The organism is Fulvivirga sediminis (assembly GCF_016757215.1).
In the GTDB taxonomy this organism is placed as follows: domain Bacteria; phylum Bacteroidota; class Bacteroidia; order Cytophagales; family Cyclobacteriaceae; genus Fulvivirga; species Fulvivirga sediminis.
Genome location: NZ_JAESIY010000009.1, coordinates 40653 through 63131 on the forward strand (window position 1 = coordinate 40653; position 22479 = coordinate 63131).

Below are 22479 nucleotides of genomic sequence, written 5' to 3' on the forward strand. Positions count from 1 at the left end.
TGCTCCTTTAGTTTAAAATTTACGAGTTAATTTCTTTTGATGAGTTATTGTTATTCTCTTCTACCTTAATGAGGTCGAGATCTATTTCCTCGTCTTCATCTTCCTGATAGAAGCCATCATCATACTGTTCTATTAGTGGATGCGCATCTTTATTTCTCTTACCATCATCAAAGGTCATGAGTAAAGACGGCAATAATATTAAATTGGTAAACATGGCTATTAACAGAGTTACTGAAGTAAGAATACCCAATGCCACTGTTCCTCCAAAATCTGACCAGGCAAATATCACAAAACCTGCAAACAGAATAATAGAGGTATACATCATACTAGCTCCTGTTTCTCTCAGGCTTTTACTTACTGCCATAGGCACAAAAAACCTATTAGCGAAAAGTTCCTGCCTATACTTGGCCAAAAAGTGAATGGAGTCATCTACTGAAATACCAAATACAATACTAAAGATAAGCGCTGTACTCGGCTTCAGAGGAATACCTGCATAGCCCATAATTCCTGCTGTAATAATCAGAGGTATAAGGTTAGGCAGTAATGAAATGACTATCATTCTAAAGTTTACAAACAGTATAGCCATAATAATAGCAATAATCACAAATGCTAAAATAAGGCTGGTTCTGAGATTATGAATAAGGAAGTTATTCCCTTTAATAAACAGAGGAGTAGTTCCTGTAATATCTAATGTTATGTCAGACCCAGTAAAAACAGAATCAATCTCAGGCTCAATAACATTAGAGATGAGTGAATCCATTTTGTGAGAACCAATATCTGCTACCTGCAATGATATTCGCATTTTTTGCAGTGTAGAATCTACAAAAGAATTAAACAAGCCGCTGGTATCATCCTGCCCTTTCATATAGCGTAAGATATAATTCCTTTCTCTTCTATCTGGTAGGCTGTACCTAGCAGGGTTATTATTATAATAAGCCTGTTTAGCTGCTTTCACAAAACTCACTAATGATACTGGCTCAGAAATATCTTTGTTAGAAGCTAAAAATTTTTCAAATCGCTCTATCTTTCTAAGATTACCAACATCGATAACCCCTCTTCTTTTATGGGTATCTACTACTATTTCCAGCGGCATTACCCCACTAAAATTATTTTCAAAAAAGGCCAAATCTCTGATTACTTCGCTATGCTCTGGCAAGTCATCTACCATATAAGAAACTGCTCTGATCTTTAAAGTACCATATACAGAAACTATAATGAGAATAATGGTAGCGCCATAAATATAACTTCTATGCCTATGAATGAGCAAGTCCATCAGCGTTAACACCTTGTCTATTCCTTTAAACTTAAGATGTTTCAGCTGCTTATTTTTAGGAGGTGGTAGCCAGCTAAACACGGCCGGAATAAGTATGATACTTACTATAAATGTGGCCATAATATTGATCCCTGCTACTATACCAAACTCTTTAAGAATAACGATATCGGTAGTAGCTAATACTAAAAATCCAATAGCCGTTGTAAAATTGGTAATCAGTGTAACCAAACCAATTTTTCTGACGACTGTACTTACTGCCTTGAATTTATTGCCATGCTTTTCAAATTCCTGATGATACTTATTAATAAGGTAGACACAGTTGGGTATACCTATTACGACAATCACGGGAGGAATTAGTCCGGTAAGTAATGTGATCTTATATCCAAATAAGCCCAAGGTACCTAATACCCATACTACTATAATGGCTATAATGGTCATAGGGAAAACTACGGCATCCCAGGTTCTGAAAAATAAGAATAAAATAAATGCGGTAACTGCAATAGACAAATAAAGGAATAGCTTCATTTCTCTACTTACTTTTCCTGCTACTACAGAGCGAACAAAAGGAAGACCAGCATAGTGTAATTGTATGTGAGTATCTTCTTCAAACTTACTTCCTACATCTATAATCTCCTGAGTTAAGCCTTGCCTTTTAGAAGAGTTTAGTACTTCCTTCTTTATAGAAATAAGCATTAGAGTAGCACCATTGGTCTTATTTACCAAGCGCCCACTATAAAATTTCTGATCCATAGCCTGCTGAAATAGGCTATCAAACTCAACACGAGTTTTAGGAGCACTTTTAAAAATGTACTCCAAATCGAACTTCTTTCCTACAGTATCTTTTTCCAGACGCTGAATCAGCGGAAGAGAAATCACATTATTAACCCCTTCAAATTTACTTATATCCAAACATAGCTCTCTGAATTTTTCAAAGTTCTCAGGTTCATAAATAGAGCTATCTTTAAGGCCAACAGCCACAAGATTTCCATCTTCTCCAAATTGCTTTTTAAAATTCTGAAAAACCACCATGTCAGGGTCATCAGAAGGTACCGTTTTCGCGAAGTCATAACTCATCTCAACATCCTTGGCGTGATAGCCCATGAATGCTGTTATAGCTACTAAAACTAATACCAGCCAAAACCGGTATTTAATGATTATATGGGAAAGTTTAGTCCACATGCTTATTTAAGAGGCACAAAGGTAATGAATTTGATTTTAAAGTATAATTTTATTCCATTCATGTTGGAAAAACCAAAGAGGTTTGTATATACGCGCTACAAGCTTAACCCATTTCACCAATTCATGTTTCATTTTATTCAATAAAAATGGTTAAGAGTGTGGCAAAGAAATGCCCTTTATTTTTCTATACAATGAAATAGCATAAGTATCTGTCATTCCTGAGATAAAATCTATGCAGCTCATCAGCTTTTCATATACTGAGCCACATTCATTTTCCAGATCATTTCTTATTTCAGGAGGTAACAGACGGTAAGTAGCCTTGGCTTTTTTTGAAGCTTCTTTGCCAAGATCCTGCTCGCAAATCGCCTGTGTAAAAGTTTCCATAAGCCCTGGCAGTACATCAAAACCAGCGGTTTCTGTTTCCATTACCTTTCTGGATCGGTATATTTTTGATATAGAAATATTAGAAATTTCATTCAAAACTGGTGCAGACAAAATAGAATCAGCCAGAGCTACATCAAAATCTCCACTAAGTATTTCGGTCTCATTATCAAGAAACAAACTACGGCACTCTTCTATTAAACAGCCTATCGACATAGCTCTTAAAGTACCTATTCGTTCATCAATACTAGAAATAGATTTCAGCTTAGTTCTATTTAATTTATCCTTAAGAATACCAGCAAACAGCTCTACTGTATCTTCATAAGATACAAGCCCTAGTCGGCAACCATCTTCAAGGTCTATCAGCTGGTAGCATATATCGTCAGCAGCCTCCACTAAAAAGGTTAGCGGATGACGCCCCCAGACCATATCTGCTCTTTTAATCAAGCCTACATTATCGGCAATTATCCCAAATACATCTTTCTCTGATTGAAAAAAGCCATATTTCTTTTGGCTCCTTCTACTCTTATCCACATCAGGCAATAGTGACTTACGTGGGTATTTGCTGAAAGCAGCGAGTGTAGCACAAGTGAGCTTAAGGCCTTGATATTGCTTTTTATTTAATATTCTAAACCCCTGAGCATTGCCTTCAAAATGAGTAAGATCCTCCCATTCCCAATCACTAACATGATCCTTGAAAAGCCTGCCTGCAGTATGAAATTTAAAAAACTCAGAAATTGCATCTTCACCAGAATGCCCAAATGGAGGATTGCCAATATCATGCGCTAAAGAAGCCGCAGCCACAATGGCCCCAAAATCATGAAAAGAAAATTTTGATCCAAGCTGCTGGTTTCTTTCAAGTATTGTTTGTCCTACTATTTTCCCTAAAGACCGCCCCACACTACTTACCTCAAGGCTATGAGTAAGCCTGGTATGTACAAAATCATATTCAGGAAGAGGGTGCACCTGCGTCTTATCCTGCAACCTTCTGAAAGGATGCGAAAAAATGATACGGTCATAATCCTGCTCAAAAGCACTTCTACTCACAGCATGCTCCTTTGGCTTATCTCCTAGTCTTTGATTAGATAGTAACTGTTCCCAGTTCATTGAACTTTTATTTTTAAAAGCAGCTAAGGTAAGCCAATTTGATTAATGGATAAACTTTAGCCTTATTTTTCACTTTTCAAAGCCTGATTTTATGCCGTTAACAAAAAAGGGCTGCATCTTTTTTCGACACAACCCCATGATTAAGGACATTATTTTTATTTCAAGTGACTATAAAAAGATTGGCAATATTGTTAGCTTCAGTACCGGTAAGAGGTTCATCATAAGCTTCTGTACCAGCGTCAGCACCAAAGTCAGTAGCAGTATTGAATCCTGCTTGCATGATAGCATCTTCGCCATTATATACTGGCTGCGCAGCCTCCGGAATGCCGTCTCCTCTGTTATCTTGCACTATCCAGCCTTTTAAACCTCTGATTCTTCTCACTTCAGAAGCATGCCTAGCTTCCACCGAATGTATTTGCAATGCCGCTTTTAGCAAGTCAGGCGCATCCATCAGGTTTGCAGCCTGCCCTTTGTAAGCACGTACTCCGGTATCTTCAAATGCTTGAGCCAATGCCAAAAACTGTGCATATGAAACAGCTTCACTTATATTAGGATCATCATTAAAAGGGTCAAACTCCCCTCCTGCCGTAAAATCAAAGGCAGGTTTATCTATAGAGTTTTCTCCTAAACCTGCTTTTAAAAAAGTCACATGTGCTGATTCATGTTTGGAAATTTGCATAAAGACTTTTTCTTCTCTTCCGCCTGTAGGTATAACCCCAGAGTCTAGCCCCATCTGGTAGTATTCTGCCTCCAGATACTCTAAAGTTAAAGCTAGCTGTAACGCTTCTGTAGGAGTTTCCATGGTTCTTGCATGCGATTTTGAAGAGGCTATGGCTACCGCACCAAACGGCGCTGCAGCCATGGCTATACCTTTACCTATATTGGCCAAATGTGCAAACGCCTGATTCCTTGACATAGCACCTTCAGGCATGTTATTTAAATTAGCACTTGTGAAATGCTGTAGTAATTTTATAATATTCATAATGATTGAAGTTAAATTTAGAAAAATACAATACAGGAAGCTTTAAGGAAGGTTATTAGCTGTAAACGCTGTAGTAATAAAATCAGCTGCTATAGGTATAATTTCAGAGGGTAACTTAGCTGTATCCAAACCTGAAGAATCTATAATGTCATCTCCTGCAAAGTCTTTGGAATCAGGATTTATAAGGCTACGTATGGCAGCAGCATGGCGAGCCTCAACTGACACTATCTTACCTGCAAGCAATAAATACTCTGGCGTTTTTAGCAGATTTCCTGCACCATTATAAGCACCTACTCCCGTATCTTCAAGTGCTTTAGCTGTAGCCAATACTGCACTTCTATCATTAAAATCAAGATCACCATAATCAAACTCCAAAGCAGGCAAGATTTGACTTTCAGAAGCTACTCCTGAAATCGCGGCCTTGAAAAAATTTCTATGAATTACCTCGTGATAATAAATATCTGTTAAAATACTTTGCTCCTGTGTAGTTATGCCAGCATAAAAAGAATTATAAACTTTAGCGTAAAAATCAGCCTCCAATTGTTCCAGAGCGTAAGCATAATTTAAAACGGCCAAGTCTCCAGACCCCAAATCAAAAACCTCAGGATCTGGATCAGGGTCTGGATTAGGATTAGGAGTGCCGCCATCATCATCATCAGAACAGCCAGTTAGTAAAAATCCTGCTGCAGCCAGCCCTGCCCCTCCTGCTTTCAAAAAACTTCTCCTATCCCTATTGTATTTAGGGTACACATCAATCTTCTTCATAGTAATTAGTATTAAGTGAAATTTTAAATTAACTGTGATTATTAGATAGAAATCAGGTTTTAAAAACCTGATTTATTCAAAAAGGTCCTGCTAAAGCATTCGTGTTTCAATAACTACTCTGATGCCAATGGATTATTAAGCAAAGGTGGTCTTAGGCCATACATAATAAATATATGAACCAATGCACTCAGGGTATAAGGGTCAGCCGACTTAAATAAGTTATAAATTTATCCTAAAAAATCATAGAGATAGTCAGTATTTATTATGGTTTATACGAACTACCGCTGAACATATTTTTAAGTTGTATGTAACCCTCTTTCTATTTTAAAGTTTAACCATTAAAACAAACGTTCAAAATAGTTGATATGAAAGATAACGTAGTAATAATTACAGGAGCAGCTATGGGGCTAGGATTAGCCACCGCAAAAGAACTGGCTGCAAAAGGAGCATCTTTAGTACTAGTAGATTACAATGAAGAGGCGCTGAATGCTCAAGTTAAATCCTTAAAAGAGCAATACCCTTCCATTGAAATACTATCTATTGTAGCTGATGTTTCTAATGAAGAAGCTGTAAAAAATTATGTAAATAAGACCATCGACAAATTTGGGAAGATAGACGGTTTTTATAACAACGCAGGAATTGAAGGAAAACAAGCTTCTATCACTGATTATGACCTTGACGTTTTTAAAAAGGTAATAGACATAAATTTGATGGGGGTATATTACGGCTTACGTTATGTGATTCCTCAAATGCAAAAACAAAATTACGGGCGTATAGTAAATGTAGCTTCTGTAGGAGGAATAAGGGGAGTTCTTAATCAAACTCCATATGTGGCAAGTAAACACGCGGTAGCTGGTATGACCAAAAATGCAGCTCTGGAGTATGGCCAATACGGAATACTCACTAATGCTATTGCACCTGGTGCTATTTTAACGCCAATGGTAGCAGAAGCTTTTAAGCAGGTAAACCCTGAAGATCCTGCAGCGGCAGAGAAAGAATATGCCAGCAATAACCCTACTCGTCGATTAGGACAACCAGAAGACGTAGCTAAAGTGGTGGCTTTTCTCATAAGCAAGGACAATGGCTATGTGAGTGGGCAAGTTATAGCTATTGATGGGGGTGAGTCTAACATGTATGGCAATGCATAAAGCTCCATAATTAGTTAACCTATAAAGGCCTCTATTTACAAGGCCTTTATAGCAATTATGAATAATCGAAATACAACTTCAGGCTTCTCTCATTTTAGCTCCCTTTTGCCTTTCTTCTTTTTTCGTCCTCTCCAAATAAAGAAGCCCGTAATAGGAGAAGAAGCCATAATGAGACATGTAATAAAAGCCATAATTTTGGTTGGCAAGCCAAAGATACTACCTGTATGTATAGGGTAGACTAATCTCCTTACCTTGGTTCCTGTAGTAAGCTGATCATAAGGCACTGTTTTAATCTTCTCTCCATTTCTTCCATCAAAATATACAAAGCTGCCTTGATTAGGGATTAAACTTTCCAGATTCACTTTCTGCACCATGATGCTCTCATTGTTTAAAGTATCCCCAATATTTATTCTTATATCTCCATTAAACGGAAACGTCTGATTAACCTGATGTAAAAGTTTATCCATAGAGAAATTGCCAAAACTTCCAGTTGTAGATTCATTTTCCTGCCTTAGTGAAGGTTTTGGTTTACCATCTGTAGCATAATAAATAATTCCCTCATACCATTTATAGGACCAAACTAAGCCCGTAAGCGCAAGAGCAAGAGCAAACAATGCGGCATAAAAGCCTGGCACCACATGCAAATCCCAGTTGAGCCTTTTAGACGAAGCCGTCCATTTAATCTTGAGCCTTTGCTTAGCATTTTTTATTTTTTTGGGCACCCAAAGTATCAGCCCCGAAATAATGATGATCACAAACCCAAAACAGGATAAGCCTGTTATCATCTTTCCTACTTCTCCTACCAATAAAAATCTATGTAGGCCCAACACCACTCTAAAAAATTGTTTGTTCAGCACACCTTTTGTCTGAATTTCTCCAGTGTATCTATCAACGGCATATACATGCCTAACTCCATCTAAATCAGCAGTTTGAACGAGTACACTCCTACTGCTATCAGCCTCTAGATAAATTCTTTGAATCACCTGATTCTGAGCCTGACTATTGACTCTTTTTATTATGTCATCAACGGGGTAAAAATCTTTTTCAGGAGAAGAATGATTAGTGTAAAGCATAGGAGCAGCTACTGGCGCTAACTCTCTTTCAAAGACGAGTATTGCTCCAGTAATAGCTACTATAATAAGTGGTAGGCTTATCACTAAGCCTAACCACAAATGTATTTGCCGAATAAGTTTTTTCGTTTTGCTCATTAAAAATTATAGCTGAACGTAAGCAACCAGTTCCTAGGCGTTCCCGGGTATAACCTCAAATAATCATATCCTCCAACCCAGTATGTTTTATCGGTAAGGTTATTCAGATTAAACTGTAGCGTGCAATTATTTATTTTATAATATACTGCTGCATCAAAAACTGTATAGCCCGGCACCTGCTGACTAGTATTCTGCTGCAAGTTACGGTCTGTCATAAAATTAGATCCCAATCCTACACCCAAATTTTGTAGAGCTCCCTTGGTAAAGTTATACCTTGTCCATAAGTTACCTTGATGATGAGGTGTGTTTGGCTTTTGGATATTGGTTTCATTGCCTTCTGCATCTTGAGTTATCTCCGCTTTATTATAGGCATAACCAGCATTCACACTCCAATTAGGCAATATCTTACCGGTTATATCTACTTCTATTCCTCTTGAAACCTCCTCGCCTATGGGTTGCAATAAATCAGAATTAGGCACTGGATATAGCGTATTTTGCTGATCTATTCTATACACAGCCAGTGTGGCTGACAGATTATGATTAAACCAGTTAGTTTTTGCTCCAAACTCAACCATGTGACTGGTTAGCGGATCAAAAGGTCCTCCGTTCAGCGGATCCATATTGGCGGCAGCCTGTGGCTCATATCCTTCTACGTATGTACCGTACAAATTAACATTTTTAGTTAACTCATAAGTAAGTCCAAATCTGGGTAAAATGGCATCCTGATGCACATTATCTTCATCGGCCTGATCCATATTAAGCACGTTAGTATAATTATCATAACGTAAGCCAATAAGCGCTCTAAACTTTTTCCAAGTAAGCTGATCCTGTAGATAAACACCGTGCACATAGTATAGATTTGGCCCATAAGAGCGCACCTTATTGTAAATATACTTCGACTCATCCTTCATCTGCTGAGAGTTCAATGGGTCCGACAGGTCAAAGTGAGCTACATTAGGAACAGGGTTTCCTTCACTATCAAGCATATAGGCATCTTTGTTTTTAAGAAAAGCCGCTTTACCTGCATCGGTATTATTATTTATTTGGAGTACCGAATTGCCGTCAGCAGAAAGATAGCCATTGGCCTCAAGCTGAGAAGCTCCAGCAGGTACCTCCTCCTGTGCATAATCATACCCCCATGTAATATTATGCTCTATAGGGCCAGTACTGGCCTTAGCGGTGAAATAAGTAGATAGATTATCTATAAATCTTTTCCTATTTCTTTTAAACACTCTTAAAGCTACTTGGTCTACAATATCGTTTCCATCACCATCTATAGCATAATCATTAGCACTTCGGTGTTCCATCAAATCTTCAAAATACCCTGTACGAACATAAGAAGCAGACCATGATAAATGATCTGTAAGTTCATGGTTCATAGAAAGAGTCATAATATAAGACTCCTCATTAAGGTAATCATTAGCGGAGCTCAGAGATAATGAGTTAGAAGTACTATACAAATCATCTTTAAAAGCTGACTGCCCTCTATCTAATCTACTTTTTGAATTATTATAAATCAAATCAAAATTGAACTGTGTTTTTTCTGAAGGAATAAATGATATAGAAGGAGCGATAACAATATTTTTATCAAACTGAAGATCTCGATAACTATCAGCATCTTCATAACCTACGTTTAATCGATAAAGAAGAGTTTTATTATCATTCAGCGGGCCAGTGAAGTCACCAAGTACCCTCATATTTTTAAAGCTTCCGGTACTGACAGAAACAGAATTTCTTTGTACATCCAACGGCTTTTTAGTTACTCTGTTAATTACTCCTCCTGGAGAGGCATTTCCAGAGATAGCAGAAGCTGGTCCTTTCAGCACCTCTACTCTTTCAAGATAATTCACTAATGGCTGCTTCCAAAAGCCTGTAGAAGTACGCATACCGTTCAATAACTGAGTGTTTTGACTTCCGTTTATTCTAAAACCCCTTATAATGATATCATCATAAAAAGTATTTTGATTAACACCACTGAAATTTTTAACAATATCTCCTAACCTCATCACTCCCTGATCTGCAATAAGTTCCTTAGTGGCATAAGACACGGCCTGAGGAAGATATTCTAAAGGAATTTCTGTTTTAGTACCTAAAAAGGACCTACTGTTTTGGTAAGAGCTTTCCTTACGACCAATTATTTCCACATTTTGTAGTTCAGTAACATCTTCTTCCAGTGCAATATCAATAATTACCGGCTCTCTACCTGTAAAATGAACTTGATGAGTTTGGGTTTTATAACCAACTGCACTAAAAACAACTTCGTAGTCTCCGGCCGGCACATAAGGAATAGAGTAAGCTCCCTTGCTATCAGAGTAAGCCCCTTTATCAAGATCTTGAAGATAAATATTCACATAGTATAAAGGATGATTATTCTGGTCTGTAATCTTTCCCGTTAAAGCACTATTAGTTTGAGCCCACCCATAAGTAGCACAGACCAAAAGGAGGAAAAAGCATAGAAATCGCATGGCAAGTAAGTTTTATTTAATAAAGCCACAAATCTAAATTTATTTAGACTAATTACAAATTATAATTAATGCATAATATTCCGCTTTTCTTATCGCTGCCTAGGTCTAATCCACACCATTAATGGACTTGCCTATCTAGCATTGAAACCTATAATACCACTAAGACCATCCGAAAATCCTTTATTCATGTCTGCCAATCGATCAATCATCTATACCCTTCAACAGAAGCTTCTCTTACAGCATTCACTTGATGATCAATTACTTAGTCAATTTAATTTCAGCTAATAGACTAATAGTTCACATGTACCTAATTCTAGAATAATTCGATAATTTACTCCTCGTTAAGTGCAAATATTTTTAAAGATCATGGGTGTGTAGATAAATACCGCTGAGACAATAACAAGCTTAAATAACAAAGAGTGCTTATTGAAAATCGCGGATATAATTATCAGTGACTCTAATTTTGATATAAAAGAGATGGATCCTGATTCAACAATCTCACCAACGTATCATATAAATCCGGTAAAACTTGTCTAAATAAAGCTGGACTTTCAAAAAAATACTCTAGTGACACCGCAAAGAACTCATGCTCGTTAGTACCCGCATAACTTCTAAGAAAGTGTGGCTCTCCCGCTCTTAGCTTAGGTAGTTCTCGTGCCGTTATTTTCTGAAGATCATATAAAGCTCTTCTGTCCAGAAAGTCATATTCTTCATTCTTAATCCTGTTTTCGAAATGTATGGCGTGGGCCATTTCATGAATGCCTACATTAAAAGAATCCCTCATATCAGCATAGCCATCTACAAAGGCCTTCCAAGAAAGAACTATAATACCCATTCTAGGGTTAACCTCCCCCACATGATACATGCGAGTGATTCGGGAATAATAAGAATCTGGATAGATTAAAATACGATCAAAATAGGCTAAATAAATAGGTGACAGGCCAAAAGTAAGTTGAACTGCCGAAGCAGAGATAAGGACCTTCATTTCATCTGTAACCGACTTAAAAACCCTGGGCAAAAAGGTTTTGCTGTACATAAAAGATTGCACCCTCTTTCTAAAGTGCATCTTATCAGATTCTGAAAGTAAATTATAATAAGCTGAATACTTTGAAAGAATAAACTCATGCTGTGGAGCAAGAGTCATACGCCTCTTTACAAACTGCCTGCTATGTCTGTAGATATACTCAAATATATCATGAGCCACAGAGTAGATACCATAAAAAATGCCCAGCAGTAATATTACTACTGGGGCAATTACTATAAAATTCAATTACTTTATTTTTTTGAGGAGACTAGTTAATGACACCAAATCCTCCACTCTAGCCTTCAGCTCAGCAATAGCTATTCTCTCCTGCTTGGCAGTATCTCTATCTCTTAAGGTTACGGTATTATCTTCTAACGTCTGATGATCTACAGTAATACAATAAGGGGTACCTACAGCATCCTGTCTTCTATACCTTCTTCCGATAGCATCTTTTTCATCATACTGGCAGGTGAAGTCATACTTTAGTTCATCTATTATCTCTCTGGCTTTTTCAGGTAAACCATCTTTCTTAAGCAAAGGAAGTACCGCTACTTTAGAAGGAGCCAATGGAGCAGGTATTTTTAATACCACTCTTTCACTACCGTCTTCAAGCGTCTCTTCTGTATAAGCTGCAGAAAGTAAGGCCAAGAACATACGGTCAAGTCCTATAGAGGTTTCAATTACATAAGGAACATAGCTCTTATTTTCCTGAGGATCGAAGAACTGCAATTTTTTACCAGAATGCTCTTCATGGGCTTTTAAATCAAAATCTGTACGGCTATGAATACCTTCTAATTCTTTGAAACCCATAGGGAAGTTAAACTCAATATCACAGGCAGCATTAGCATAGTGAGCTAAATTCAAATGATCATGGAAACGATAATAATCTTCACCAAGGCCTAATGACTTGTGCCATTGAATTCTCTTTTCTTTCCAGTTTTCATACCACCCCATTTCTTCTCCTGGCTTCACGAAGAACTGCATCTCCATCTGCTCAAACTCCCTCATTCTAAAAATGAACTGGCGAGCAATAATTTCATTCCTAAAGGCTTTTCCGATCTGAGCAATACCAAAAGGTATTTTCATACGCCCAGTTTTCTGCACATTAAGAAAGTTTACAAAAATTCCTTGTGCCGTTTCTGGTCTTAAGTATATTTTATTAGCTCCTTCAGCCAAAGAACCTAACTCTGTAGCAAACATGAGGTTAAACTGACGAACGTCAGTCCAGTTTTTAGAGCCAGAAATAGGGTCAGCTATTCCTAATTCCTCTATTAAGTCTTTTAACTGATTAAGTTCACCACTCTCCATACCAGCCTTAAGTTTAGCATTTATCTCATCGATTTGCTCATTATACTTAACAACCCTTGGATTAGTAGAAACGAACTGCTCCTTATCGAAATCATCTCCAAAGCGTTTAGCGGCTTTAGTTACTTCTTTATCAATTTTGGCTTCGATTTTAGCTATATGCTCCTCAATCAAAACATCCGCACGATATCTTTTTTTCGAATCCTTATTATCAATCATAGGATCATTGAAAGCATCTACGTGACCGGAAGCTTTCCAGGTAGTAGGGTGCATGAAAATAGAAGCATCTAGGCCTACAATATTTTCATTCATTTGCACCATGGCCTTCCACCAGTAGCTTTTAATATTATTTTTTAGCTCCACACCGTTCTGACCATAGTCATAAGCAGCGCCTAAGCCATCATATATTTCACTCGAAGGAAAAACAAACCCATACTCTTTGGCATGAGCTACTATTTTTTTCAAAAGGTTTTCATCTAGATTCGCCATGGGCGCAAAGATAATAAAATGATCTTTATGCTATAACTTATTGCATGTTACTAATGTGCTGAGAGCATAATAGTGATATAAATTTCATGATTCCATTAATAAATAAGAATCCAAGCCACTATTTAAGCATTGAAAAACCTAAAAACAATCAATTGTTGTACTTCAAAAGGTCTTAAAAGTGAATGTCGTCATCTATAAAAAAAGGATATTAGAGCTTCTTAGCTTTCACCCAATATTCATCCATTTCTTCCAGGCTCATTTCCGTAATGCTCTTGCCATCCTTAGCAGACTCACTTTCTATATACTGAAAACGTTTAATAAATTTCTTATTCGTTCTCTCCAGTGCCTCTTCTGGATTAATATTCACAAAGCGAGCATAATTGATAAGTGAAAAAAGAAGGTCTCCAAATTCCTCCTGCGCTTTAGCTTGATCTACCTCTCCCTCCTCCGGGTTAAACTCAGCATGAAACTCCTGCATTTCTTCTTCTACTTTATCCCAAACCTGCTTAGGCTCTTCCCAATCGAAACCTACTCCTCTGGCTTTCTCTTGAATACGCATGGCTTTCACTAATGCAGGTAATGACTTAGGAACACCTCCCAAAACGGATTTCTTTTTATTACCCTTTTCCTGAAGCTTTATTTTTTCCCAATTTTCCTTAACCGCCTTTTCATCTTCTGCATCTACATCCCCATAGATATGGGGGTGTCGACCTATCAGCTTATCACAAACACTATTAAGCACATCCGCTACATCAAATTCCTTTTGCTCCGACGCTATTTTGGCATAGAAAATATTATGCAACATAAGATCACCCAACTCCTTTTTAACCTCTTCCAAATCTCCTTCCAGTATAGCATCACTGAGTTCATACGTCTCCTCTATGGTAAGGTGGCGCAAAGATTCCAAGGTCTGCTTCATATCCCAAGGACAATTTTCTCGGAGCTCATCCATTATCGTAAGTAATCTATCAAAAGCTTCTAGTTTAGCCTTTCTATTTAAATCTGGGGTCTTCTTAATTTCTTTCATATTATACTTACAAAATCGGGTTTAAGAAACTTTAACCAATATGCTTACGTTTCTAAGGTGAATAGCTAAATTTGAGCAAAAATAGATAATCATGACCACTTTATTATTGGGAATCGGACTTATAGCCTTATTTTTCGGACTGATGTCTGTAAGGTTAATATTCATAAAAAACGGACAGTTTAAAGGTACATGTGCTTCTCAGAGCCCCTTTCTAAACAAAGAAGGTGCTACCTGCGGCTTTTGCGGGAAGAAAATGGAAGAAGGAGAAACCTGTGGCAACCCTGATTCTGAAGTAAACAAAGTAATGTCTAATTATTAACCTCTTTGCACCAAGTAGTAGATATAACCAATATATACTACCATAAAGAGCATACCTTCCCAGCGTACTATTTTCGCTCCGCGGCCTACGGCTACAGCAAAAAGTAACAGTGCGCTGGCTATAATTATCATTACAATATCTGTATTACTGGCTACATCAAAAGGCAGTGGCCTTATGACGGCACTTATACCTAAAATCCACAGTAAATTAAAGATATTAGAACCCACTACATTACCTACAGCAATATCTGTATTATTCCTATATGCAGCTACCGCTGAAGTAAAAAGCTCCGGTAATGATGTACCAATCGCAATCACAGTCAGCCCAATAAAAGTCTCACTTAAGCCAAATTGCTCCGCTATTTTGATGGATCCCTCCACTACCCATTCTCCGCCAAAATATAGCGCAATTAGCCCTCCAAAAACGTATATAGTGGTTTTTTTTACACTCAATATTTCCTCTGTATTAATCATTACATCTTGCTTACTCTGATTAGAGAGGTGTACTACGTATATATACCCCATAAATAAGGAGAAAAAAACCAGCAAAATAATCCCATCGAGTCTGCTAAGCGTTAATAATCTGCTGTCAGAAAACAAAGCTGCATTGGCGAGAAAACCTACAAGCAGTGTAGCTATTAATGAGAAAGGTATCTCCGAAAAATAAATGTTCTTAGTAATAGGCAACGGCCTAATTACAGCACTAACCCCCAAAATAAGAAGTATATTGGCTATGTTACTTCCAAATATGTTGCCTATAGCTATTTCAGAACTACCTCTAAAGCTAGCCGATAGGTTCACTAATAATTCGGGCAAAGACGTACCAAAAGAAACAATCGTAAGCCCAATAATCATTTCTGAGATTTTAAAACGTTTAGCAATGCTAGAAGCGCCGATAACTAAATAATCAGCACCTTTTATCAGAAGTACAAACCCTATAGCAAACAGAAAATAGGTGATCATATATTTAAAATTGATTTAGACAATAGACAATTTAGACGAAATAAGCCGTTAAAGTCACCGGATTTTGATATTTTTTTTTAAAGAATGTTTGTGCTATTTCAACACATTAAGCCTTTAAAAATTCATAAATTTGTGCTGGGTAAAAATAAAAAATTACTGTGACGTTAATCAAATCAATTTCTGGAATACGAGGAACTATAGGAGGTAAATCTGGTCAAGGCCTTACTCCTTTAGATATAGTGAAGTTTGCTGCTGCCTTTGGAACATGGGCACAAGCAAAAAGTAATAGTAAGAAAATTGTAATAGGACGAGACGCCCGGATCTCTGGCGAGATGGTGAGTGGCTTGGTAGCCAACACTTTGATTAGCCTAGGAATGGATGTGGTTGACTTAGGTCTCTCTACTACCCCTACGGTAGAAATAGCAGTGCCTGAAGAAAATGCTGCTGGTGGCATCATACTTACCGCCAGCCACAACCCTATCCAATGGAACGCCTTAAAACTTCTTAATGCCTCAGGAGAATTCATATCTGCCGAGGACGGTGCTGAAGTGCTTAGCATAGCAGAAAAAGATAAATTCAATTTTGCAGAAGTATTAGAACTAGGCTCATATAAAAAGGATGACACTTATTTTGACAAGCATATTGAAAAAATACTGGCTCTTCCTCTAGTAGATGCTGATGCTATAGCCTCTAAAAACTTTAGCGTAGCTATTGACTGTGTAAACTCTACCGGAGGCACAGCAGTGCCAAAATTATTAGAAGCTCTGGGAGTAAATAATATCAAAAAATTCTATTGTGAGCCGAATGGTCATTTCCCTCATAATCCTGAGCCGCTGCCAGAGAACATTACACATATATGTTCAGAAGTAGAGAAAGGCCGTTTTGACTTAGGAATAGTAGTAGACCCTGATGTAGACAGGCTAGCTCTAATCCAAGAAGATGGTACTCCTTTCGGGGAAGAATATACCTTAGTAGCTATTTCTGATTATATCTTATCACAAACACCTGGCAATACAGTTTCTAACCTTTCCTCTACCATGGCGCTGAGAAAAGTGACTGAGAAAAGAGGAGGCCAATACAGTGCTTCCGCTGTAGGTGAAGTGAATGTGGTTACAGAAATGAAAAAAACTAATGCGATTATAGGGGGTGAAGGTAATGGAGGTATTATTTACCCTGAACTGCACTATGGTAGAGATGCTCTGGTAGGTATTGCCTTATTCCTTACTTATATGGCTAAAACGGACTTGCATGCATCACGCATAAGAGCGTCGTTTCCAAACTATCATATTTCTAAAAATAAAATAGAGTTAACCCCTCATATTAATGTAGATGCTATTTTAGAGCAAATACAAAAGAAATATGCTAAAGAAAAGGTAAACACTATTGATGGAGTAAAAATAGAATTTGAAAATGAATGGGTTCATTTAAGAAAATCTAATACCGAACCAATTATTAGAATTTATTCAGAGTCAGACTCAGAGGCCACCGCAGAATACTTGGCCAACAAGATTATTTCTGACATCAGAGAAATTATTACTACTCAAGCATAATAAAGTAATGAATATTTATTTAGATAATGCAGCTACCACGCCAGTAGACCCGGATGTATTCGAAGCTATGAAACCTTACTTTTTAAGTGATTTTGGTAATCCCTCATCCACTCATGCCCATGGCAGAAAAGTAAGGTCAGCCATTGAATTTGCGAGAAAGCAGGTAGCACAATTATTAAATGTAACTCCTGGTGAAATATTTTTCACTTCTGGCGGTACAGAAGCAGATAATACCCTTATCTGCTCTTGTATAGACACTTATAATCTATCGCATGCTATCACTACAAAAATAGAACACCACGCGGTATTACACACCCTGGAGAACTTGGAGCAACAAGGAAAGATTAAACTTAGCTATGTAGCACTAGATGAAAAAGGTCATGTAGATATGCAAGACCTGGAAAAACTACTTAAAGAAAATGAAAGGTCTTTGGTATCTATCATGCATGCTAATAATGAAATTGGAAATCTTAATGACATTGATGAAATCGGGGTTGTGTGTGCTCAGTATAAAGCCATATTTCATTCTGATACGGTACAAACAGTAGGTCATTACCAACATAATTTAAGAGACCTTAATGTGCATTGCATTACCGGTGCAGCTCATAAATTTCATGGCCCAAAAGGCATTGGTTTCATGTACATCAATAAAAACACTAAGATCAACCCTTTCATTTACGGAGGAGCACAAGAACGTAACATGCGAGGCGGAACTGAAAACGTACCTGGAATTATTGGCTTAGCTAAAGCACTTGAAATAGCTTATCAGGAAATGGAAAGTCATCAAAATCATATCCAAGGCCTGAAGGACAGAATGATTGCTAAGTTAAAAAATAGTATTGAAGGGATATCATTCAATGGTGATTCTGACAATCCTGATAAAAGTCTCTATACCGTTCTCAACGTGTCATTACCTCCATCTCCAGACAATGATATGCTATTATTTACGTTAGATATCAACGGCATCTCAGCCTCTGGCGGTAGTGCGTGCTCAAGTGGTGCGTCTACAGGATCACATGTTTTGGGAGGCATCAATGCAGATCCGGAAAGAGGTGCTGTTAGATTTTCTTTCAGTAAATACAATACAGCTGAAGAGATAGATTTTACGGTAGAGAAATTAGCTGAATTTTATAATAAAGTAGAGGCTTAAAAGTTAAAGACATGCAGCATAATAAAATTTTATACACTTTTTTAATGCTGCTTGGCCTATTTTCCTCTGTCAGTGCCCAAAAGAAAATGGCCGTCACTATTGATGACCTTACCAATATGTCTGTAGGCAAAGATCCTGAGCTGATCAGGTATGTCAATACAGAGATAGTAAAGACTTGTGTCAAATATCAGGTGCCTGCCATTGGCTTTGTTAACGAAACTCATCTTTATAAAAACAATCAACTGGATTCTACCGAAGTAGAATTTTTGAAAATTTGGGTCGATAATAAACTGGAGCTAGGCAACCACACTTATAGCCACGTCGATTATAATAAGGTTACAGAAGAGCAGTTTTTTGAAGAAATAGAGAAAGGCCAGCTCATCACCAGTCAATTAATAAAGCCAGCAAAGGTTAAATATTTCAGACACCCCTTTTTACACAGAGGTAACACTGCCGAAAAAGTAAAAGCCCTTGAAGATTACTTAAAAGATCATAATATGGTGGAGGCTCCGGTAACACTGGATAACTCAGAGTGGATATATGCTGCTGCCTATAAAAAAGCCTTTGACGCTGATGATGATGTAATGAAAGACAGCATAGCCAATAGCTATGTCAGCTATATGATTAGTAAGATCAGATATTATGAAAACAGCAGCCATACTCTATTCGACCGTAATATTTCACAAATACTGCTGGTGCATGACAACCTGCTGAATGCAGAACACCTGAACGAACTGCTGGAAGCCATACAAAAAGAAGGATACCAATTTGTATCATTAGAAGAGGCTCTGAAAGATCCCGCCTACAACTCTGAAGATGATGTAGTAGCCGGATGGGGCATTAGCTGGCTACAGCGCTGGGCCATTACTCAGAAACAGCCCAAAAAATTTTATGAAGGAGAGCCCCTTTGTCCTGATTTCATTCAGGAGTATTCAGGCATCTCCGAATAATCTTAACCAAGCACTATTTCCTTAAGGCATTCCACCCAAAGCGGATGATCATTAAGGCTCTCTACCAGTTGTACTTTCTCTCCACCGTTTTCTTCAAAAATCTCCTGATACTCATCTCCTATTTCTATAATAGTTTCCAAACAATCAGCAGTAAAGGCCGGAGAAAAAACAAGTAACTTTTTAGCCCCCTCTTTGGCTTTTTCTTCCACTACTTTATCAGAAAATGGCTCCAACCAGTTTTTATCTAAACGAGATTGAAAACAAACGGTATAATCCTTTTCCTCAATACCAAGTCTTTCGGCCAAAATACGGGTAGTAGCAAAGCAAGTAGCTTTGTAGCAGTATTGATTTTCATCGGTCACTGTCTCTTCACAATCACGATCTTCGCAAAGGCCATTATCATATACCTTATCTACTTGGCGAACAGGAAGGCCATGATATGAAAACAGAATATGATCATAATCTTTAAGATTATATTTGCTCGCTCTGTCTATAATGGCATCTATAAATTTAGGGTGATCATAGTACTGACTGATAAACCTCACTTCAGGAATAACCCACCATTTTCTGATCACATCCATCACCTCCTGAATAGCAGAACCTGTAGAAGCTGATGCATACTGAGGGAACATAGGTAGAACTACTATTTTTTTATAATTCTCCTTCTGCATTTCAGTCAGCACATCTGGTATTGACGGATTTTTATACCTCATGGCCAAGTGAACACCATATTCACTACCTAATTCGTGTTGTAGAAGCTCCTTCACCTTATTACTATGAAAAATCAAAGGAGATCCATCCTCTGTCCATAATTGCTTATATATTTTGGCAGATTTTGGTGCCCTAAAAGGCACAATGATCAGGTTTACCAGCATTTTCCTGGCAAGCCAAGGGATATCAATTACCCTGGGATCATTCAAAAACTGCGACAAATATGATCTTACGTGAGATACTGACGGACTATCTGGGGTGCCCAGATTAACTAAAAGTACTCCTGTTTTACCTTTTACTGAATTCATAGCCATTTTATAAAAAAGCAAATGTAGTTAATTATAAACAAAAAGGCCTTTATATCTGCACCTGATAAATGATTTTAGAATGGAGGGGCTTTTTCTGGTTAGGAATCGTCTTTTAAAAATTGATTAAGTGTAGACAGAGATTAGTTGACAGTCTCAATGAAACCTTATAAAGCATATAAAATATTAATAACTTGCTATATTAGAAAGGAAGATGTAATGCGGATATATGCAATTGCACTTTTCACTAAGTTGTTAACCATTAAACTATGGAAAGAAAGACACTAAAATTCATGAGACTCTTAATTCCAGGTCTCACCCTAATACTCACATTTCTTCCACTTTTTGATCAAATGGGGATAGAATTTAATATTGGAGAAGGCTGGCTCGCCTACAGCCTTTTAATCATTCCTGCGGTAGTTATAGGAGCGGTATATAATATGCTAGATTGTAGATTTTTCATTACGAATTATTCGTATAGAAAAATTGACTTAAACATAACAAGTTCATTATTGAAAATTTACAATAAAGAATTAACTCAAGGACAAATAAATCATTTAAAGAAAAAGAGGCTAAAACACATATTTTACAATATCGTAGATAACGATGCTTCTCTTACTGCTAAGAGCCAATTAGTATATTCTAATGGAATCCTCTGGACTTCAACGGCAGATGTTTTCTTGCTGTCAATAATTGCATCAATTGTTTACTTGGCTATTGGAATTACACTGGAAAACTCAAAGATTTGGATCACCGGTATTTTACTTGCTGGCGCAGGCCTTCTCTCATGTCTACTCCACATCCTAACCATATTCCGCCATTTTAATCTATCAAACGACCAGCTCGAATATATAGAAACTCATTATGTAAAATCGCTAAGAGAAAAAATTGATGAAGTTTTGCAATAACTGTTTAACACCAGTACTCGCAAAGGATCAAAACTCTATCAATATTATTAAACAAGAATATTTGAAAGATGATTGTCCCTGGTTTCTTGGATATAGTGGAGGAAAAGATTCATCCGCACTTCTAAAGCTTGTAATAATAGCGTTGTCTGAACTTACATCCTATCACAAAGAAATCACAGTGATTTATTGTGACACTGGGGTAGAAAACCCTGTAATAACAGATTATGTCTACCAGACCTTTGAAAACCTTAAATCAGAATGCCTTAAATTATGCCTGCCGATTAAGTACAAAATTGCTGTACCAAAACTCGATGATAGATTCTTTGTAAAAGTAATAGGTCGTGGGTATCCAACTCCAACAAATATATTTAGATGGTGCACGGACAAGATGAGAATAAACCCTGTAAAACAAATTATAGATGTTCATCCAAAAGCTACTGTTTTATTAGGAATACGTAATGGTGAAAGTAAGCAGAGGGACCGTACAATATCGAAACATTCAAAATCTGAATATTACCTATCCCAATCAGGCTCTAAAAGAAACCAGATTTTCAGTCCAATTATAAACCATTCAATTAAAGATATTTGGTCTACGTTAAAATTCAACAATTTCCCAAAAAGTATTGACTCTCAAAAGCTGGGGGAATTATACAAGGATGCCGGATCAGAGTGTCCTGTATATAGGGAACTACCTGGAAAATCATGTGGAAGCAGTAGATTTGGTTGTTGGACTTGTACAGTAGTAAGAAAGGATAAATCCATTTCCAAAATGATTGAGAATGGTTACTCTCAACTAACTTACTTACATGAATTTCGAAATTGGATTGCTGAGTTTCGAGACAATACAGAATATAGATGCGCTCAACGAAGAAATGGTCAAATTGGTCTTGGCCCGATTACTTTGGAAGGACGAAAAGTTATATTAGACAAACTATTAGATGTAGAGTTAAAATCAGGTATTGCACTACTTCAAAAGGAGGAGTTAATACGTATAAAAGAGCTTTGGCAATCAGATTTAAAAAACCCTAATTACATTGAAAAAACAGCTCATAGTCGAGTTGTCAAAGTGAAAACTCACCCTAAGCCTCCCATCTAGCGCGCGTAGCTAAGCAATACGCGTGCTCACAACCTATGTGGTAAACTGGAAAGTTCATATCTTTAAAATAGCCACAATTCATACGTTATAGTTTATTTTAATCCTATGAAATAAGCCTGCTCCAGCAAGAAGGCTAAAGCTTAGTGATCATTCGGTTAGAGCCATGCGATTGTTC

18 protein-coding genes are annotated in these 22479 nt (G+C 37.3%); 7 read left to right on the forward strand and 11 right to left on the reverse strand.

Features of this window, described 5'->3' with window-relative positions:
* Positions 1–19: 19 nt before the first annotated feature.
* The 4 genes from JL102_RS16315 to JL102_RS16330 all read right to left on the reverse strand — a co-directional run bounded on the left by JL102_RS16315 (position 20) and on the right by JL102_RS16330 (position 5687).
* Positions 20–2452, reverse strand: a complete 2433-nt coding sequence (locus JL102_RS16315) for an efflux RND transporter permease subunit (protein ID WP_202245511.1) — start codon at positions 2450–2452, stop codon at positions 20–22.
* A 150-nt stretch (positions 2453–2602) separates the two neighbouring features.
* Positions 2603–3940, reverse strand: coding sequence for a deoxyguanosinetriphosphate triphosphohydrolase (locus JL102_RS16320; RefSeq protein ID WP_202245512.1), 1338 nt, complete (start codon positions 3938–3940; stop codon positions 2603–2605).
* 160 nt (positions 3941–4100) lie between these two features.
* A complete protein-coding gene (locus JL102_RS16325; protein ID WP_202245513.1) occupies positions 4101–4922 on the reverse strand; it encodes a ferritin-like domain-containing protein in 822 nt (273 codons plus the stop codon).
* 42 nt (positions 4923–4964) lie between these two features.
* Positions 4965–5687, reverse strand: a complete 723-nt coding sequence (locus tag JL102_RS16330) for a ferritin-like domain-containing protein (RefSeq protein WP_202245514.1) — start codon at positions 5685–5687, stop codon at positions 4965–4967.
* A gap of 365 nt (positions 5688–6052) precedes the next feature.
* Between JL102_RS16330 and JL102_RS16335 the strand changes: the two genes are divergently transcribed.
* A complete protein-coding gene (locus JL102_RS16335) occupies positions 6053–6835 on the forward strand; it encodes an SDR family oxidoreductase (RefSeq protein ID WP_237390630.1) in 783 nt (260 codons plus the stop codon).
* 89 nt (positions 6836–6924) lie between these two features.
* Here JL102_RS16335 and JL102_RS16340 read toward each other — a convergent pair whose 3' ends face one another.
* The 5 genes from JL102_RS16340 to mazG all read right to left on the reverse strand — a co-directional run bounded on the left by JL102_RS16340 (position 6925) and on the right by mazG (position 14353).
* The gene (locus JL102_RS16340) at positions 6925–8043 is read right to left on the reverse strand and encodes a PepSY-associated TM helix domain-containing protein (RefSeq protein WP_202245515.1); all 1119 of its coding nucleotides are present in this window, start codon (positions 8041–8043) and stop codon (positions 6925–6927) included.
* Positions 8043–10508, reverse strand: a complete 2466-nt coding sequence (locus JL102_RS16345; RefSeq protein WP_202245516.1) for a TonB-dependent receptor — start codon at positions 10506–10508, stop codon at positions 8043–8045. The genes JL102_RS16340 and JL102_RS16345 overlap by 1 nt, the downstream gene beginning before the upstream one ends.
* Positions 10509–10965: 457 nt before the next feature.
* A complete protein-coding gene (locus JL102_RS16350; protein ID WP_237390631.1) occupies positions 10966–11778 on the reverse strand; it encodes a zinc-dependent peptidase in 813 nt (270 codons plus the stop codon).
* Positions 11779–13326 carry a glycine--tRNA ligase gene (locus tag JL102_RS16355; RefSeq protein ID WP_202245517.1) on the reverse strand — a complete coding sequence of 516 codons (1548 nt, stop codon included), beginning with the start codon at positions 13324–13326 and terminating at the stop codon, positions 11779–11781.
* Between the two features lie 208 nt (positions 13327–13534).
* Positions 13535–14353: a nucleoside triphosphate pyrophosphohydrolase gene (gene mazG, locus JL102_RS16360; protein ID WP_202245518.1), complete on the reverse strand. Its 819-nt coding sequence runs from the start codon at positions 14351–14353 to the stop codon at positions 13535–13537.
* Between the two features lie 91 nt (positions 14354–14444).
* Here mazG and JL102_RS16365 point away from each other — a divergent pair, with 91 nt between their 5' ends.
* Positions 14445–14672 (forward strand): hypothetical protein, encoded by a 228-nt coding sequence (locus tag JL102_RS16365; RefSeq protein ID WP_202245519.1) that lies wholly within the window; start codon positions 14445–14447, stop codon positions 14670–14672.
* Here JL102_RS16365 and JL102_RS16370 read toward each other — a convergent pair.
* Complete coding sequence (locus JL102_RS16370) at positions 14669–15634, reverse strand: calcium/sodium antiporter (protein ID WP_202245520.1); 966 nt, start codon at positions 15632–15634, stop codon at positions 14669–14671. The genes JL102_RS16365 and JL102_RS16370 overlap by 4 nt on opposite strands.
* 158 nt (positions 15635–15792) lie before the next feature.
* On the opposite strand from JL102_RS16370, the gene glmM reads away from it, so the two are divergent.
* Genes glmM through JL102_RS16385 form a run of 3 tightly spaced genes read left to right on the forward strand, consistent with a single transcriptional unit; the run spans position 15793 to position 19284 of the window.
* Complete coding sequence (gene glmM, locus JL102_RS16375; RefSeq protein ID WP_202245521.1) at positions 15793–17184, forward strand: phosphoglucosamine mutase; 1392 nt, start codon at positions 15793–15795, stop codon at positions 17182–17184.
* A 7-nt stretch (positions 17185–17191) separates the two neighbouring features.
* The gene (locus JL102_RS16380; protein WP_202245522.1) at positions 17192–18334 is read left to right on the forward strand and encodes a cysteine desulfurase family protein; all 1143 of its coding nucleotides are present in this window, start codon (positions 17192–17194) and stop codon (positions 18332–18334) included.
* An 11-nt stretch (positions 18335–18345) separates the two neighbouring features.
* The gene (locus JL102_RS16385) at positions 18346–19284 is read left to right on the forward strand and encodes a polysaccharide deacetylase family protein (protein WP_202245523.1); all 939 of its coding nucleotides are present in this window, start codon (positions 18346–18348) and stop codon (positions 19282–19284) included.
* Between the two features lie 2 nt (positions 19285–19286).
* Here the strand turns inward: JL102_RS16385 and hemH are convergent, their stop codons facing one another.
* The gene (gene hemH / locus JL102_RS16390) at positions 19287–20303 is read right to left on the reverse strand and encodes a ferrochelatase (RefSeq protein WP_202245524.1); all 1017 of its coding nucleotides are present in this window, start codon (positions 20301–20303) and stop codon (positions 19287–19289) included.
* Between the two features lie 266 nt (positions 20304–20569).
* Here hemH and JL102_RS16395 point away from each other — a divergent pair, with 266 nt between their 5' ends.
* Together JL102_RS16395 and JL102_RS16400 are read left to right on the forward strand one after the other, a co-directional pair.
* Entirely contained in the window at positions 20570–21208 is a 639-nt protein-coding gene (locus JL102_RS16395) for a hypothetical protein (protein ID WP_202245525.1), read from the forward strand.
* A 61-nt stretch (positions 21209–21269) separates the two neighbouring features.
* Entirely contained in the window at positions 21270–22304 is a 1035-nt protein-coding gene (locus tag JL102_RS16400) for a phosphoadenosine phosphosulfate reductase domain-containing protein (RefSeq protein ID WP_202245526.1), read from the forward strand.
* Positions 22305–22479: the final 175 nt, after the last annotated feature.

Bases quoted from the DNA above. Each gene is read 5' to 3' on its own strand.
- JL102_RS16315 (WP_202245511.1), bottom strand. From the start codon at position 2,452: ATGTGGACTAAACTTTCCCATATAATCATTAAATACCGGTTTTGGCTG.
- JL102_RS16320 (WP_202245512.1), bottom strand. From the start codon at position 3,940: ATGAACTGGGAACAGTTACTATCTAATCAAAGACTAGGAGATAAGCCA.
- JL102_RS16325 (WP_202245513.1), bottom strand. From the start codon at position 4,922: ATGAATATTATAAAATTACTACAGCATTTCACAAGTGCTAATTTAAAT.
- JL102_RS16330 (WP_202245514.1), bottom strand. From the start codon at position 5,687: ATGAAGAAGATTGATGTGTACCCTAAATACAATAGGGATAGGAGAAGT.
- JL102_RS16335 (WP_237390630.1), top strand. From the start codon at position 6,053: ATGAAAGATAACGTAGTAATAATTACAGGAGCAGCTATGGGGCTAGGA.
- JL102_RS16340 (WP_202245515.1), bottom strand. From the start codon at position 8,043: ATGAGCAAAACGAAAAAACTTATTCGGCAAATACATTTGTGGTTAGGC.
- JL102_RS16345 (WP_202245516.1), bottom strand. From the start codon at position 10,508: ATGCGATTTCTATGCTTTTTCCTCCTTTTGGTCTGTGCTACTTATGGG.
- JL102_RS16355 (WP_202245517.1), bottom strand. From the start codon at position 13,326: ATGGCGAATCTAGATGAAAACCTTTTGAAAAAAATAGTAGCTCATGCC.
- mazG (WP_202245518.1), bottom strand. From the start codon at position 14,353: ATGAAAGAAATTAAGAAGACCCCAGATTTAAATAGAAAGGCTAAACTA.
- JL102_RS16365 (WP_202245519.1), top strand. From the start codon at position 14,445: ATGACCACTTTATTATTGGGAATCGGACTTATAGCCTTATTTTTCGGA.
- JL102_RS16370 (WP_202245520.1), bottom strand. From the start codon at position 15,634: ATGATCACCTATTTTCTGTTTGCTATAGGGTTTGTACTTCTGATAAAA.
- JL102_RS16380 (WP_202245522.1), top strand. From the start codon at position 17,192: ATGAATATTTATTTAGATAATGCAGCTACCACGCCAGTAGACCCGGAT.
- JL102_RS16385 (WP_202245523.1), top strand. From the start codon at position 18,346: ATGCAGCATAATAAAATTTTATACACTTTTTTAATGCTGCTTGGCCTA.
- hemH (WP_202245524.1), bottom strand. From the start codon at position 20,303: ATGAATTCAGTAAAAGGTAAAACAGGAGTACTTTTAGTTAATCTGGGC.
- JL102_RS16395 (WP_202245525.1), top strand. From the start codon at position 20,570: ATGGAAAGAAAGACACTAAAATTCATGAGACTCTTAATTCCAGGTCTC.